This window comes from Kitasatospora sp. NPDC090091, from assembly GCF_044747365.1.
In the GTDB taxonomy this organism is placed as follows: Bacteria; Actinomycetota; Actinomycetes; order Streptomycetales; family Streptomycetaceae; genus Kitasatospora.
Genome location: NZ_JBIVDY010000002.1, coordinates 479,607 through 492,670, shown reverse-complemented (window position 1 = coordinate 492,670; position 13,064 = coordinate 479,607). Strand labels below are relative to the sequence as shown.

Annotated in this window: 11 protein-coding genes; 4 read left to right on the top strand and 7 right to left on the bottom strand. The window is 72.9% G+C overall.

Features of this window, described 5'->3' with window-relative positions:
* A complete protein-coding gene (locus ACIPSC_RS05155) occupies positions 1-1,230 on the top strand; it encodes a glutathionylspermidine synthase family protein (protein ID WP_400823115.1) in 1,230 nt (409 codons plus the stop codon).
* An 82-nt stretch (positions 1,231-1,312) separates the two neighbouring features.
* Here the strand turns inward: ACIPSC_RS05155 and ACIPSC_RS05150 are convergent, their stop codons facing one another.
* Positions 1,313-1,798, bottom strand: a complete 486-nt coding sequence (locus tag ACIPSC_RS05150) for an LURP-one-related/scramblase family protein (protein WP_400823113.1) — start codon at positions 1,796-1,798, stop codon at positions 1,313-1,315.
* Positions 1,799-1,956: 158 nt separating this feature from the next.
* On the opposite strand from ACIPSC_RS05150, the gene ACIPSC_RS05145 reads away from it, so the two are divergent.
* Positions 1,957-3,777 (top strand): NHL domain-containing thioredoxin family protein, encoded by a 1,821-nt coding sequence (locus ACIPSC_RS05145; RefSeq protein ID WP_400823111.1) that lies wholly within the window; start codon positions 1,957-1,959, stop codon positions 3,775-3,777.
* Positions 3,778-3,911: 134 nt separating this feature from the next.
* On the opposite strand, the gene ACIPSC_RS05140 is transcribed toward ACIPSC_RS05145, so the two are convergent.
* Together ACIPSC_RS05140 and ACIPSC_RS05135 are read right to left on the bottom strand one after the other, a co-directional pair.
* Complete coding sequence (locus tag ACIPSC_RS05140; RefSeq protein WP_400823109.1) at positions 3,912-5,222, bottom strand: M18 family aminopeptidase; 1,311 nt, start codon at positions 5,220-5,222, stop codon at positions 3,912-3,914.
* Between the two features lie 281 nt (positions 5,223-5,503).
* The gene (locus ACIPSC_RS05135) at positions 5,504-7,333 is read right to left on the bottom strand and encodes an acyl-CoA dehydrogenase (RefSeq protein ID WP_400823107.1); all 1,830 of its coding nucleotides are present in this window, start codon (positions 7,331-7,333) and stop codon (positions 5,504-5,506) included.
* A 214-nt stretch (positions 7,334-7,547) separates the two neighbouring features.
* On the opposite strand from ACIPSC_RS05135, the gene ACIPSC_RS05130 reads away from it, so the two are divergent.
* Positions 7,548-8,048 (top strand): SseB family protein, encoded by a 501-nt coding sequence (locus tag ACIPSC_RS05130; protein ID WP_400823105.1) that lies wholly within the window; start codon positions 7,548-7,550, stop codon positions 8,046-8,048.
* A gap of 154 nt (positions 8,049-8,202) precedes the next feature.
* The gene (locus ACIPSC_RS05125) at positions 8,203-9,162 is read left to right on the top strand and encodes a pirin family protein (protein WP_400823104.1); all 960 of its coding nucleotides are present in this window, start codon (positions 8,203-8,205) and stop codon (positions 9,160-9,162) included.
* 198 nt (positions 9,163-9,360) lie between these two features.
* On the opposite strand, the gene ACIPSC_RS05120 is transcribed toward ACIPSC_RS05125, so the two are convergent.
* The 4 genes from ACIPSC_RS05120 to ACIPSC_RS05105 all read right to left on the bottom strand — a co-directional run bounded on the left by ACIPSC_RS05120 (position 9,361) and on the right by ACIPSC_RS05105 (position 12,990).
* Positions 9,361-10,182, bottom strand: a complete 822-nt coding sequence (locus ACIPSC_RS05120; protein ID WP_400823103.1) for an integrase — start codon at positions 10,180-10,182, stop codon at positions 9,361-9,363.
* 430 nt (positions 10,183-10,612) lie between these two features.
* Positions 10,613-11,269, bottom strand: coding sequence for a TIGR03086 family metal-binding protein (locus ACIPSC_RS05115; RefSeq protein WP_400823101.1), 657 nt, complete (start codon positions 11,267-11,269; stop codon positions 10,613-10,615).
* Positions 11,266-12,135 (bottom strand): alpha/beta hydrolase, encoded by an 870-nt coding sequence (locus ACIPSC_RS05110; protein WP_400823099.1) that lies wholly within the window; start codon positions 12,133-12,135, stop codon positions 11,266-11,268. The genes ACIPSC_RS05115 and ACIPSC_RS05110 overlap by 4 nt, the downstream gene beginning before the upstream one ends.
* 165 nt (positions 12,136-12,300) lie before the next feature.
* The gene (locus ACIPSC_RS05105; protein WP_400823097.1) at positions 12,301-12,990 is read right to left on the bottom strand and encodes a TetR/AcrR family transcriptional regulator; all 690 of its coding nucleotides are present in this window, start codon (positions 12,988-12,990) and stop codon (positions 12,301-12,303) included.
* Positions 12,991-13,064: the final 74 nt, after the last annotated feature.

Below are 13,064 nucleotides of genomic sequence, written 5' to 3'. Positions count from 1 at the left end.
ATGCGCCGACGCACCGTCTCTCCGCGCCCGGACTGGCTGGCCACGGTCGAGGCCCAGGGCCTGATCTACGCCATGTGCTCCGACCCGTGCAACCAGGGCGGACCGCACGCCTACTGGGACGAGAGCGCGTACTACGAGTTCTCGCTGCCCGAGGTGGAGGCGCTGGAGGAGGTGGTCGAGGAGCTGCACGGAATGTGCCTGACCGCCGCCGACCACGTGGTCCGCACCGGCCGCTTCGCCGACTACGGCATCACCGACCCCCGGCTGGCCGCGGCGGTCGCCGAGTCCTGGCGGCGGCGCGCCGAACAGCCTTCCCTGTACGGCCGGTTCGACCTCGCATACGACGGCACCGGCCCGGCCAAGCTGTTCGAGTACAACGCCGACACCCCGACCTCGCTGATCGAGGCGGCCGGTCCGCAGTGGTTCTGGATGGAGGAGCGGTTCCCGCATGCCGACCAGTGGAACTCGCTGCACGAGCGGCTGGTGGACGCCTGGGCGCAGCAGAAGGACCTGCTGCCGCCCGGCCCGGTGCACTTCGCGCACTCGCGCGGCGACACCGAGGGCGAGGACTGGATGACCACCCTCTACCTCCAGGAGTGCGCCGAGCAGGCCGGCATCGAGACGGTCGGCATCGCCATGGAGGACATCGGCTGGGACGGCCTCTCCGGCCGCTTCGTCGACCTCGAACACCGCTTCGTCCGCGCCGCGTTCAAGCTGTACCCGTGGGAGTGGCTGGCCTCCGACGAGTTCGGCGAGCAGCTGCTGGACGTCCTCGACCACGGCGGCCGGACCGGCTCCACCCTGTGGATCGAGCCGGCCTGGAAGATGCTGCTCTCCAACAAGGCGCTGCTGGCGGTGCTCTGGGAGCTCTACCCCGGCCACCCCAACCTGCTGCCCGCCTACCTGGACGGCCCGCGCGAGCTCGCCGACCCGGGCGGCCCCGGCTACGCGGCCAAGCCGCTGCTCGGCCGCGAGGGCGCGGGCGTCCGGATCGTCGAGCCGGGCGGCCGGGAGACCCGGCTCGCCGAGTGGGCCGGCGACCCGGACCGCTACGGCGCCGAGGGCCACTGCTACCAGCAGCTCCACCCGCTGCCCGACTTCGACGGCAACCGCCCGGTGCTCGGCACCTGGGTGGTCGACGGCGAGGCGGCGGGCCTGGGCATCCGCGAGACGGACGACAGCCCGATCACCCACCAGGGCGCCCGCTTCCTGCCGCACATCATCGTCTGAGCCCGCCGGGGGCTGAGGTCAGGGGCGGGGTGCCGGGCGCGCCGGCCGGGAGCGACCGCCCCCGGCACCCCCGCCGCCCGGGTCAGTCCTCCTCGGCCAGGTGGTCCACGCAGGCCGCGACCGCCAGCAGCAGCGCCGTGTCGGCCCCGTCCGCGATCTCCACCCCGTAGCTGTCCCGGATGCTGAACCACTTGCGGGAGATCCGGGCGAGCTCGGCGCCGTGCTCGTCCTCGATCCGGTAGTCCTTGTCGATCAGGTCCCCGTGGATCTCCAGCTCGCCGCCGCCGGCCAGCTCCACCCGGTACTTGTCGCGGAACGGCGTGAACAGCTTCTCCCGCACCGTGGCCACGGTGTCGCCGTCGGCGTTCTCGATCCGCATCGCGTCCCGGACGGTGAAGGCCTTCTCCCGCACCACCGCGACCACCCGGCCGTCGGCGTCCTTCAGCTCGAAGGTGTGCCGCAGCCGCAGCACCTTGCCGTCCACCAGGAACGCCTTGTTCCCGCGGTCGTCCTCGATCCAGTAGTCGTCGCCGATCGCGAAGAGCTTCTCCCTGACCAGGTACCGCACAGTGCCTCCTCGGGTGTGGACGTGCCCCCCGCCCGCCATTCGACCCGATCCACCCCCGCTCCGTGAAGCACCGCCGCGCGGCACCACCTCACGACCCCCGTCGGCCGTCCGGACGGGTGGACGGAATACCGCCCCGCCGGGTGGGGTTTGATTGCCTCATGGCATCTCGTGCACGTGTACGCGCCCCTGAGCTGGTCGGGGCAGGCGGTTGGCTGAACACCGGAGGCAAGGAGCTCACGCTCGCCGATTTCCGGGGCAAGATCACCATCCTGGACTTTTGGACGTTCTGCTGCATCAACTGCCTGCACGTCCTGGACGAGCTGCGCGAGCTGGAGGAGAAGCACCGCGACACCGTGGTGATCGTCGGCGTCCACTCGCCCAAGTTCGTTCACGAGGCCGACCACCAGGCCGTGGTGGACGCCGTGGCGCGGTACGAGGTGCACCACCCGGTGCTGGACGACCCGGCGCTGGCGACGTGGAAGCAGTACGCGGTGCGGGCCTGGCCGACGCTCGTGGTGATCGACCCGGAGGGCTACGTGGTCGCCCAGCACGCCGGCGAGGGGCACGCGCACGCGATCGCCCGGCTGGTGGAGGAGCTGGAGGCCGAGCACGCCGCCAAGGGCACGCTGCGCCGCGGCGACGGCCCGTACGTGCCGCCGGAGCCGACCGCGGGCGACCTCAAGTTCCCCGGCAAGGCCGTCCGGCTGCCGAGCGGGCACTTCCTGGTCGCCGACTCCGGCCACCACTCGCTGGTCGAGCTGGCCGAGGACGGCGAGACCGTCGTCCGCCGGATCGGCGACGGCGTGCGCGGTCTGGTCGACGGCACCAGCCCGAGGTTCAGCGAGCCGCAGGGCCTGCTCCTGGTGCCGGCCGACGCCGGCCTCGACCACGACGTGATCGTGGCCGATACCGTCAACCACGCGCTGCGCGGCGTCCGGCTGAGCGACGGCCGCACCACCACCCTGGCCGGCACCGGCCGGCAGTGGTGGCAGGGTTCGGCCACCGAGGGGCCGGCCCGCGAGGTGGACCTCTCCTCGCCCTGGGACGTCGCCTGGTTCGACGGCAAGGTCTGGATCGCCATGGCCGGCGTCCACCAGCTCTGGGCCTTCGACCCCGCCGCCGGCACCGTCGGCGTCGCCGCCGGCACCACCAACGAGGGCCTGGTCGACGGCCCGGTCGACGAGGCGTGGTTCGCCCAGCCGTCCGGCCTCGCCGTCTCGGCGGACGGCGAGCGGCTCTGGGTTGCCGACTCGGAGACCTCCGCGCTGCGGTGGGTTTCACGTGAAACCAAGACCGTCCACAGCGCCGTCGGCACCGGCCTGTTCGACTTCGGCCACCGGGACGGCGCCGCCGACCAGGCACTGCTCCAGCACCCGCTGGGCGTCACGGTGCTGCCCGACGGCTCGGTGGCCGTCAGCGACACCTACAACCACGCGCTGCGCCGCTTCGACCCGGCGAGCGGCGAGGTGAGCACGCTCGCCACCGACCTGCGCGAGCCCTCCGGCGCGCTGCTGGTGGACGACGACATCGTGGTGGTGGAGTCGGCCCGGCACCGGCTGACCAGGCTGCGGCTGCCCGAGGAGGCCGTCCGGGTCGAGTCGGTCGCGCACCGCACCCAGCGGGCCGCCACCGAGGTCGCACCCGGCGCGTTCACGCTGGACGTGGTCTTCCGGGCGCCCACCGGCCAGAAGCTGGACGAGCGCTACGGCCCGTCCACCCGGCTGCTGGTCAGCTCCACCCCGCCCGAGCTGCTGGTCTCCGGCGCGGGCGCCGACACCGCGCTCACCCGCGAGCTGCTGCTCTCCGGCGAGGTGGCCGAGGGCGTGCTGCACGTCTCGGCGATGGCCGCGTCCTGCGACGACGACCCGGAGATCGAGTACCCGTCCTGCCATGTCCACCAGCAGGACTGGGGCGTGCCGGTGAAGCTGGTCGCGGACGGCGCGAGCCGGCTGCCGCTGGTCCTGGCCGGCATGGAGTAGGCGCCGGAGCAGGAGTAGGCACCGGAGCACCGGCCTGAGCACGCCGAAGGGCCCGGCGGAGGGGAGAACCTCCGCCGGGCCCTTCGGCGTGGAGCGTGGAGCATGGAGCGTGGGGCGCGCCCGGCCCGGCGCCGTCAGCCCTCCAGGAAGGCCTTGATCGCGCTCGCCAGCAGGTACGGGTCCTCCGCGCCGCACAGCTCGCGGGCCGAGTGCATGGAGAGCGCGGCGATGCCGCAGTCCACCGTGGCGATCCCCAGCCGGGCCGCGGTGATCGGGCCGATCGTGGTGCCGCAGGGCATGGCGTTGTTGGAGACGAAGGTCTGCCACGGCACGCCGGCCTTCTCGCAGGCCGCCGCGAACACCGCCCGGCCGACGCCGTCGGTGGCGTACCGGTTGTTGACGTTGACCTTCAGGATCGGCCCGCCGTTGGGCATCGGGTGGTGCCCCGGCTCGTGCCGCTCGCTGTAGTTCGGGTGGACGGCGTGGCCCATGTCCGAGGAGAGGCAGACGGTGCCGGCCAGCGCCCGGGCGCGGTCCTCGCGGCTGCCGCCGCGGGCGTGGACGGTGCGCTCCAGCACGTTGCCGAGCAGCGGGCTCTGGGCACCGGTGTCGGACTCGCTGCCGGTCTCCTCGTGGTCGAAGGCGGCGAGCACCGGGATGTACGGCAGCTCGGCGCCGGCGGCCGCGGCGGTGGCGACGGCGGCCAGCGCGGCGGTGGCGGCGTGCACCGAGAGCAGGTTGTCCAGCCGCGGGCCGGCCAGCAGCTCGCGGTCCCGGCCGAGGTAGGAGGCGGGCTGCACGTCGTGGGTCATGAGGTCCCAGCCGGCCACGTCGGCGGCCTCGACGCCGGCGCGCTGCGCGACGTACTCGATCAGGCCGCCCTCGTCGACCGGGCCGAGGCCCCAGATCGGGGTGAGGTGGCGCTGCTTGTCGAGCTTCATGCCCTCGTTGACCTGGCGGTCCAGGTGGATGGCCAGCTGCGGCACGCGCAGCAGCGGCTCGTCCAGCTGCACCAGCCGCACGCTGCCGTCCCGCAGGGCCAGCCGCCCGGAGAGGCCGAGGTCGCGGTCGAGCCAGGTGTTCAGCGGCACGCCGCCGTAGATCTCCACCGCGACCTGCCGCCAGCCGGCCGAGCCGGTGTCCGGCAGCGGCTTGACCCGCAGGTTGGGCGAGTCGGTGTGGGTGCCGACCACCCGGAACGGCGTCTCCGGGCCGGCGCCCTCCGGCACGTACCAGGCGATCAGCGCACCGCCGCGGACCAGGTAGCGGCCCCCGGCCGAGGCGTCCCAGGCGTCCGTCTCGGCGACCTGCCGGAAGCCCGCCTTCTCCAGCCGCTCCGCGGCGCTGGCGACCGCGTGGTACGGCGACGGTGAGGTACCGAGGAAGGCGATCAGATCATCGGTGTGCGTCCGGTCGAAGTAAGCCTGACGGGCGGCGGTCGACATGCTGCTCCTGAGTCGAGGGAGGGCCGGAGCCGGATGGGGGGTTCGGCTTCGCACCTTGAGCATATGCCCGTACACGGACATGACACTCGGAACGTCCCAACGGATGCAGAACACAGACAGAAACGTGAACTGACACCGCGCCGGGAGCCGGGCACCCGGGGGCACCGCCCGGTCGCGGACGGTCGCCCCGGGGCTCGCCGGCGGGGAACGACGAAGGGCCCGGTGCAGCACCGGGCCCTTCGTCGTGAGGGTTCGTCAGGCGGTCAGTGGGGTGCGCGGCGTCAGAACGCCTCCTCCGCCAGCTCCATGATCTCGTTGTCGATGCCCTCGGCGATCAGGCGCTGCGGGGCGACGGTCGGCAGCACGTTCTTGGCGAAGAAGCGGGCCGCGGCCACCTTGCCCTGGTAGAACGCGACGTCCTTCTCGGAGGCGCCGGCCTCCAGCTTGGCCAGGGCCACCGCGGCCTGGCGCAGCAGCAGCCAGCCGACCACGACGTCGCCGGAGACCATCAGCAGGCGGGTGGTGTTGAGGCCCACCTTGTACATGTTCTTGACGTCCTGCTCGACCGAGGAGAGGTCCGCCAGCAGCTTGCCGACGATCGCCTCCAGGTCGCCGGCGGCCTTGGCGAGCAGCTCGCGCTCGGCGGCCAGGGCGTCGCCGCCCTCGGCGGTGGCGAGGAACTTCTGGATCTGCTCGGACAGCGCGGTCAGCGCCTGGCCGCCGTCCTTGACGATCTTGCGGAAGAAGAAGTCCTGGCCCTGGATCGCGGTGGTGCCCTCGTAGAGGGTGTCGATCTTGGCGTCCCGGATGTACTGCTCGATCGGGTACTCCTGCAGGTAGCCGGAGCCGCCGAAGGTCTGCAGGGACTGGGCGAGCTGCTCGTAGGACTTCTCCGAGCCGTAGCCCTTGACGATCGGCAGGAGCAGGTCGTTCAGGCGCTCGGCGGCCTCGTCGCGCTCGCCGCGCAGGCGGGCGGCCAGCATGTCGTCCTGGGTGGACGCGGTGAACAGGACCAGCGCGCGCATGCCCTCGGCGTAGGCCTTCTGGGTCAGCAGCGAGCGGCGCACGTCCGGGTGGTGGGTGATGGTGACGCGCGGGGCGGTCTTGTCCAGGAACTGCGAGATGTCGGCGCCCTGCACGCGCTCCTTGGCGTACTCCAGCGCGTTCAGGTAGCCGGTGGAGAGGGTGGCGATGGCCTTCGTGCCGACCATCATGCGGGCGAACTCGATGATCTTGAACATCTGGCGGATGCCGTCGACGGTCTCGCCCAGCAGCCAGCCCTTGGCCGGGTGCTTGGCACCGAAGGTCATCTCACAGGTGTTGGAGGCCTTGAGGCCCATCTTGTGCTCGACGTTGGTGGCGTAGGCGCCGTTGCGCTCGCCGAGCTCGCCGGTCTCCCAGTCGAAGTCGAACTTCGGGACGATGTAGAGGCCCAGGCCCTTGGTGCCCGGCTTGCCGCCCTCGGGGCGGGCCAGCACCAGGTGGATGATGTTCTCGGACATGTCGTGCTCGCCCGAGGTGATGAAGCGCTTCACACCCTCGATGTGCCAGGAGCCGTCCTCCTGCTTGATCGCCTTGGTGCGGCCGGCGCCCACGTCCGAGCCGGCGTCCGGCTCGGTGAGGACCATGGTGGCGCCCCAGAGGCGCTCGGTCATCAGCTGGGCGACCTTCTTCTGCTCCTCGGTGCCCTCGTCGTGGACGACGCCGGCGAAGGCCGGGCCGGAGGAGTACATCCAGATGGCCGGGTTGGAGCCCAGGACCTGCTCGGCGTAGGCCCAGATCAGCGAGGACGGGGTGACCTGGCCGCCGATCTCCTCCGGGATGCCCAGACGCCACCACTCGGCGTCCATGTAGGTCTGGTAGCTCTTCTTGAAGGTGGCCGGGACCGGCGCGGTGTTGGTCTCGGGGTCGAAGACCGGCGGGTTGCGGTCGGTGTCGGCGAAGGACGCGGCGAGGTCGTTCTCGGCGAGGCGCGCGATCTCGCTCAGGATGTTCTTCGCGGTCTCGACGTCCATGTCCGCGAACGGTCCGGTGCCGTAGACCTGCTCGCGGCCGAACACCTCGAAGAGGTTGAACTCCACGTCCCGCAGGTTGGACTTGTAGTGACCCATGGCCGTTTTCTCCGGTTCGTCGCTTCCGGGAGACCGCCGCGTTCGGGCGCCCCGTACCCACCAGTAGGCATCATGATGCTACCCAGCGGTAACTTGTTCAAGCCCCCGGCAGTGAATCCGCTATGAACGTGGTCACGTCCCACAAGGCGGGACAACCACTCCTTGTCAGGATCGATGCCAGCACGGGTGGCGGCGCTCCCGATAGCCTGTCCGTGTGTACGGCTATGACCAGAACGCATACCCGGGCGGCTCCTACCAGCAACAGGCGGGACCGCAGCCGGGCATGAGCGGCATGCCCGGCCCCGGCCCGTACGGCGAGCAGCCGCAGGGCCAGCAGTCCCTCTACCCGGAGCCTTCCCCGCCGTCGCTGGCGGACGCCGTCCGGGCCTTCACCAACGGGTCGATGGCCGTGGAGGACTTCCAGGCCATCTTCATCACCTCCAAGGTGCACTGCCCGCGCGGCGACCGGCCCGGCTTCCTGGCGCTGCACAACACGCCGACGCCGGTGATCCCGATGTTCAGCTCGCTGAAGGAGCTGCGCCGCTACGCCGGCAAGGACTCCAAGCACTTCACCGTCACCGGCGCGGAGGTCCTCGACCTGCTGCCGACCGGCTACGGCTTCGCGCTGGACATGGAGGGCGAGCACCGGATGGTGTTCGACGCCAAGGCGGTCGAGCAGATGGTCGACTTCACCATGCGCCGGATGTACGGCTAGCAGCCGCCGGGGCCCGCGCCCCGGCGGGCATGTCGGCCCCGGGGCGCTCCCGGGCCTGGGCCTCACGACATAGTTCAATCTTCAACTTGCCTCTTGTTGAGGATTGAACTATTCTCGTGGGCGTAGGCCAGAGGAACCCCTGAAGGAGGCCGACATGCCCGCCGTGACCGTCGAGAACCCGCTGACCCTTCCGCGCGTCGCCACCCCCGACCCCAACGCCACCAGCGCCCGGCCGGTCCTCACGGTGGCCACCGCCCCGGAGGGCTTCGAGGGCGAGGGCTTCCCCGTCCGCCGCGCCTTCGCCAAGATCAACACCAAGTACCTCGACCCGTTCATCATGATGGACCAGATGGGCGAGGTGGACTACGCGGCCGGCGAGCCGAAGGGCACTCCCTGGCACCCGCACCGCGGCTTCGAGACCGTCACCTACATCATCGACGGCACCTTCATCCACCACGACTCGCACGGCGGCGGCGGCACCATCACCGACGGCGACACCCAGTGGATGACCGCCGGATCCGGCCTCCTCCACATCGAGACCCCGCCGGAGTCGCTGGTGAAGTCCGGCGGCCTCTTCCACGGCCTCCAGCTGTGGGTGAACCTGCCCGCCTCGGACAAGATGATCGCGCCGAAGTACCAGGACATCCGCGGCGGCAGCGTCAAGCTGCTCAGCACCGAGGACGGCGGCGCGCTGCTGCGCGTCATCGCCGGTGAGGTCGGCGGCCACCAGGGCCCCGGCACCACCTTCACCCCCATCACCATGATCCACGCCTCGATCAACCCCGGCGCCCAGATCACCCTCCCCTGGCGCCGCGACTTCAACGCCCTCGCCTACGGCCTCGCCGGCAACGGCTCGGCCGGCACCGAGCGCCGCCCCTTCCACCGGGGCCAGGCCGTCGTCTTCGGCGACGGCGACTCCCTCACCATCCGCGCCGACGAGAAGCAGGACTCCCGCGACACCAACTTCGAGGTCGTCCTCATCGGCGGCCTCCCGATCCGCGAACCCGTCGCCTGGTACGGCCCGTTCGTGATGAACAGCCACCGCGAACTCCAGCAGGCCATGGAGGACTTCCAGGCCGGCCGCCTCGGCACCGTCCCCACCGACGAGAAGTGATCGACCGATGGCGCAGCGCCCGCGCAGGCCGTCTTCGGACCGGCCTGCGCGGGCGCTGTCGCCTCTCGGTTCGCACTGCCCTTCCAGGCTTGGCATCGACTTTCAAGGACTCGTCGGCCACGAGTCGAGGGAGACGCCGGGGCCGTTCCGGAGGTAGCGGCTGAGGGCTGTTCCCGTGGTGGAGACGCCTCGGTCCCCCTACAGGAGTGCGTAGAGGGCCGAGGCGTCGTCGTGCGCCTTGCCCCGCGGCCAGCGCTCGCAGGCGGAGTCCGTGCGCTCGACCGCCCGCACCTGGGCGATCAGCTCGCCCGGCCCCGACTCGGCGAGCAGCCGCAGGGCGTCGCCCCAGCTGCCCAGGCCGAACCGTTCGGTGTAGCGCGAGGCGCCGTCGGTCAGCGCGGCCACCGCGCGCAGCCGGTCCAGACCGACGAAGCCGGTCTCGGCGTGCTGGGCCGCCTTCGGGCTGGCGGCGGCGATCCACGGACCGCCGCCGTTGTTCCGGGCCGCCCGGACCGCCAGCGCGTACTCCAGGTGCAGTGCGGCGCGCTCGTCCGAGCCGGGCACCGTCGACCAGACCTGCCGGCGCAGCTCCTCCCCGCCCGGGAAGCGCTGGTTGTCGCCGATCACCCTGGGCGGGCCGTCCTTGAACTCCAGCACCAGCAGCGAGTCGCCGAGCACCAGGTACTCCAGCGCGGTGCCGTGCCGGCGGGCCGCGACGACCATGGCGGCCGGCGTGTTGGGGTGGGCGAGGTCGCACCGGCCGCCGTGCAGCGCGGCGGTCTCCACGATGGCGTCGGCCAGGCACTCGGCGATCGAGCGGTCCGCGCGGTCGGTGAGCCGGGCCAGCAGATGCACCCCCAGCCGCCGTACGTACCAGGGGGTGCCGTGGCGGCACCCGGACTCCAGGCCGGTCGGCGAGCTCGAACCGTCCAGGAGGACGAGTGCCTCCGGCGAGGCCGCCGCGAAGTCCTCGCTCTCGCGGCCCGGCCGCCGTGCTTCTCCTGCGAGCTGTACCTGCATCCCGACAGTGTGGACGCCGGGCCGGGCGCAGGCCCAGACCCCTGCACGCGGCGCGCTGCGCCGTCCGGTGGCAGCGGGGGCAATTCGGCCATACCGTCGGATAGCGAGTGGACAATTCGGCCAATCGGGGCCCGGCGGGTTTGAGATCCCCGTTCGGGTGCCCGAGCCTCCCGGGGCTGACGGGGCGCCACGGGCGGGACGACCGACGAGGACGAGGAGCGACGGATGTTCTGGCAATTCATCGTGCTGCTGGCCGCCTCGATCGGCTTTCCGATCGCCGCGCTGTTCTACCTGATCGGCGGACCGCGGTTCCCCGACGAGCCGCGCGGCGACAGCTGAGCGGCCGGGCCCGGCGCGCCGCCGTACCGGGCCGTTCCGCACCGGGCCGCCGCACCGGCCGCCGTACCGCGCCGCGCCCGGGCCGCCGGCCCTACCGCGCGGGCAGCGCCCAGGCCGGGTCGCGGCCCAGCAGGGCGAGCGTGCGGTGGAACGGCCCGGCGCCGGCGGCGGTCTCCCGGCGTTCGCGGAACGCGCGCCCCGGCGCCCGGTCCGCCGGCCCGGCGGGCACCCGCTCGGCCACCGCCAGCAGGGCGCCGGCGAGCCGCGGATCGCCGGCCACGGCCGCGGCGACACCGGCGCCGACGCCCAGCGCGGCCGCGGCGTCCCAGCTGTGCACCACGGTGTCCACCAGGTGGAAGCCGACCGCCGGGCGCAGCGGGAAGGCCCCGTCCGCGCGGATCTCCGGCAGCCACAGCCGCCGTTCGCCGTCGGCCGCCGCCTCGGCGAAGGCGGCCGCCAGCTCCGCGGCCGAGCGCCGGAACGCACCGCCCGGGTCGTTGCCGACCGGCACGGCCGCGAACAGGTCGGGGTCGGGCCCGGCGCCGCGTGCCGCGGCGGCGAAGCCCCGGTGCTGGCCGGCCTCGTGCGCCAGCAGCTCGCCCAGCGTCCAGCCGGCGCACGGCGTCGCCAGCACCAGCTGCTCCGGCTGCACGGTGTCGACCAACCGGGCCGCCGACTCCAGCGAGCGTGCGTGCAGCGCGAGCAGTTCGGGGAGGCCCGGGAGCCCGGGCAGGCCGGCGGGTTTCACGCGGCACCCGCCGTGCGGTCGGCGGCGGCCAGGAAGCCGAAGACGTTGTCGAGGACGGCGGGCTCGCCGAGGATCCGGCGGTGGCCCAGCCCGCGGGTGACCAGCAGCTCCAGGCGGTCGCCGTACGCGGCCTTGAGCCGGTGGGCGTGGTCCACCGGGACGACGTCGTCACCCTCGTCGTGCGCCACCAGGACCGGCAGGCCGATCTCCTCGGGGTGGCGGGTGGCGTCGAAGTACTCCGCGACGTCCTCGACCCCGGGGAACATCTCCCGTTCCACCAGCCACCGCAGCCGCCGCTCGATCCGGGCGTTCAGGCCGGCCCTGGCGCAGAAGGCGGCGGGCATGAAGGAGACCTCGGCCGCCCCGGCGACGGCCACCAGCCGCCCGGCCCGCAGGCCCCCGCGCAGCGCGAGGAAGGCCGCGTTGACGCCGAGCGAGTGCGCCACCACGGCCTCGAAGTCGCCGTACCGCTCCTGCAGCCGGAAGGCCAGCTCGCGGTACTCCAGCACGTGGGTGGTGCCGCCGCCGGACTCGCCGTGGCCGGGGGCGTCGAAGGCGACCGGGGTCAGGCCGAGCGCCCGCAGTCGCGGCACGAGCGGGGCGAACCGCGAGGCGCGGGACTGCCAGCCGTGCAGCAGCAGGACGGGCCGGGTGCCGTCGCCCCAGCGGTAGGCCACCACGGGCTTGCCGCCGACGGTCAGCCGCTCGGTGACGGCCTGTGCGTGGACGTGCTGTTCGTGCGGGCGCAGCCGGCCGCGCCGGAGCGGGTGGCGGAACAGCGCGAACGCGGCGCGGCCGGCCGGGCCGGGGGCGAGCAGCGAGGCGGTGTTGAGGGTGGTGCGGATCAGTGCGACGGCCGGGTCCATCGGGGTCTCCCTGTCGGTGCTGACGGGTCTGCCTGGGTGCGGGGGCCGAACTCCCGGCGATATTAGCACGACCGTTCGTGCAGTTTTCTGGTCCGGGGAAGGCCCGGGTGGAGGGGGGTCGATCGGGTTCCCGGGCCGGTGCAGCTGCCGGGTGGAGCGGGCCGGTCAGCCCTCCGGCAGCAGGTCCGGGTCGCTCGCCTCGGCCCGCAGCAGGCTCCGGGCCGCCCTGACCGCCCGGTCGTACGGGGTGTCCTCGCCGAACAGCAGCGCCTGCGAGTTGGCCGTCTCCATGAAGCTGGTCAGCGCGAAGACCAGCTGGTCCGGGTCGGCGTCGGCGCGCAGCTCGCCCGCGTCCCGGGCGCCCTCCAGCAGGGCGCCGACGGTCTGCTGCCACTCCCGGGCGCTGGTCGCCAGCAGGTCGCGCACCGGCCCCGGCTGGGCGTCGAACTCGGCGGTGACGCCGTAGAAGAAGCAGCCGCCGGGGAACACCCGGGCCCGCGAGTAGGCGATCCAGGACTCGAAGAGCCGCCAGACCGCGGCCAGGCCGGGGCGGTCGCCCTCGACCGGGGCGATCACCGCGTCGTAGTAGATCCGCCGGGCCGCCCGGACGGTGGCGAGCTGCAGCTCCTCCTTGGAACCGAAGCCCGCGAACACCCCGCTCTTGCTCAGGCCCAGGTCGGTGGCGAGCCGGCCGATCGAGAGCGCGCCGAGCCCCTCCACCGAGGCGATCTCGACCGCCCGGCGGAGCACCGCCCGGCGGGTCTCCTCGCCGCGCTGGACCCGGCCGTCGACGCGTCCGTCCGCCCGGCCGCCACCCTGGCCGCCGGTGCGTCGGTCGGTCGCGGAGCCGGTCACGGTGCACCTCAGCTGTCGGTCGGGACGGCGGCGCCGTCGTCACCAGAGGGCGGCGGGCGGCCCACAGTCGTGAG

What these genes read in the sequence shown, in the direction of transcription:
- ACIPSC_RS05135 (WP_400823107.1), bottom strand. Translation starts at nt 7,333, where the DNA reads ATGGGTCACTACAAGTCCAACCTGCGGGACGTGGAGTTCAACCTCTTC.
- ACIPSC_RS05125 (WP_400823104.1), top strand. Translation starts at nt 8,203, where the DNA reads ATGCCCGCCGTGACCGTCGAGAACCCGCTGACCCTTCCGCGCGTCGCC.
- ACIPSC_RS05155 (WP_400823115.1), top strand. Translation starts at nt 1, where the DNA reads ATGCGCCGACGCACCGTCTCTCCGCGCCCGGACTGGCTGGCCACGGTC.
- ACIPSC_RS05140 (WP_400823109.1), bottom strand. Translation starts at nt 5,222, where the DNA reads ATGTCGACCGCCGCCCGTCAGGCTTACTTCGACCGGACGCACACCGAT.
- ACIPSC_RS05145 (WP_400823111.1), top strand. Translation starts at nt 1,957, where the DNA reads ATGGCATCTCGTGCACGTGTACGCGCCCCTGAGCTGGTCGGGGCAGGC.
- ACIPSC_RS05120 (WP_400823103.1), bottom strand. Translation starts at nt 10,182, where the DNA reads ATGCAGGTACAGCTCGCAGGAGAAGCACGGCGGCCGGGCCGCGAGAGC.
- ACIPSC_RS05110 (WP_400823099.1), bottom strand. Translation starts at nt 12,135, where the DNA reads ATGGACCCGGCCGTCGCACTGATCCGCACCACCCTCAACACCGCCTCG.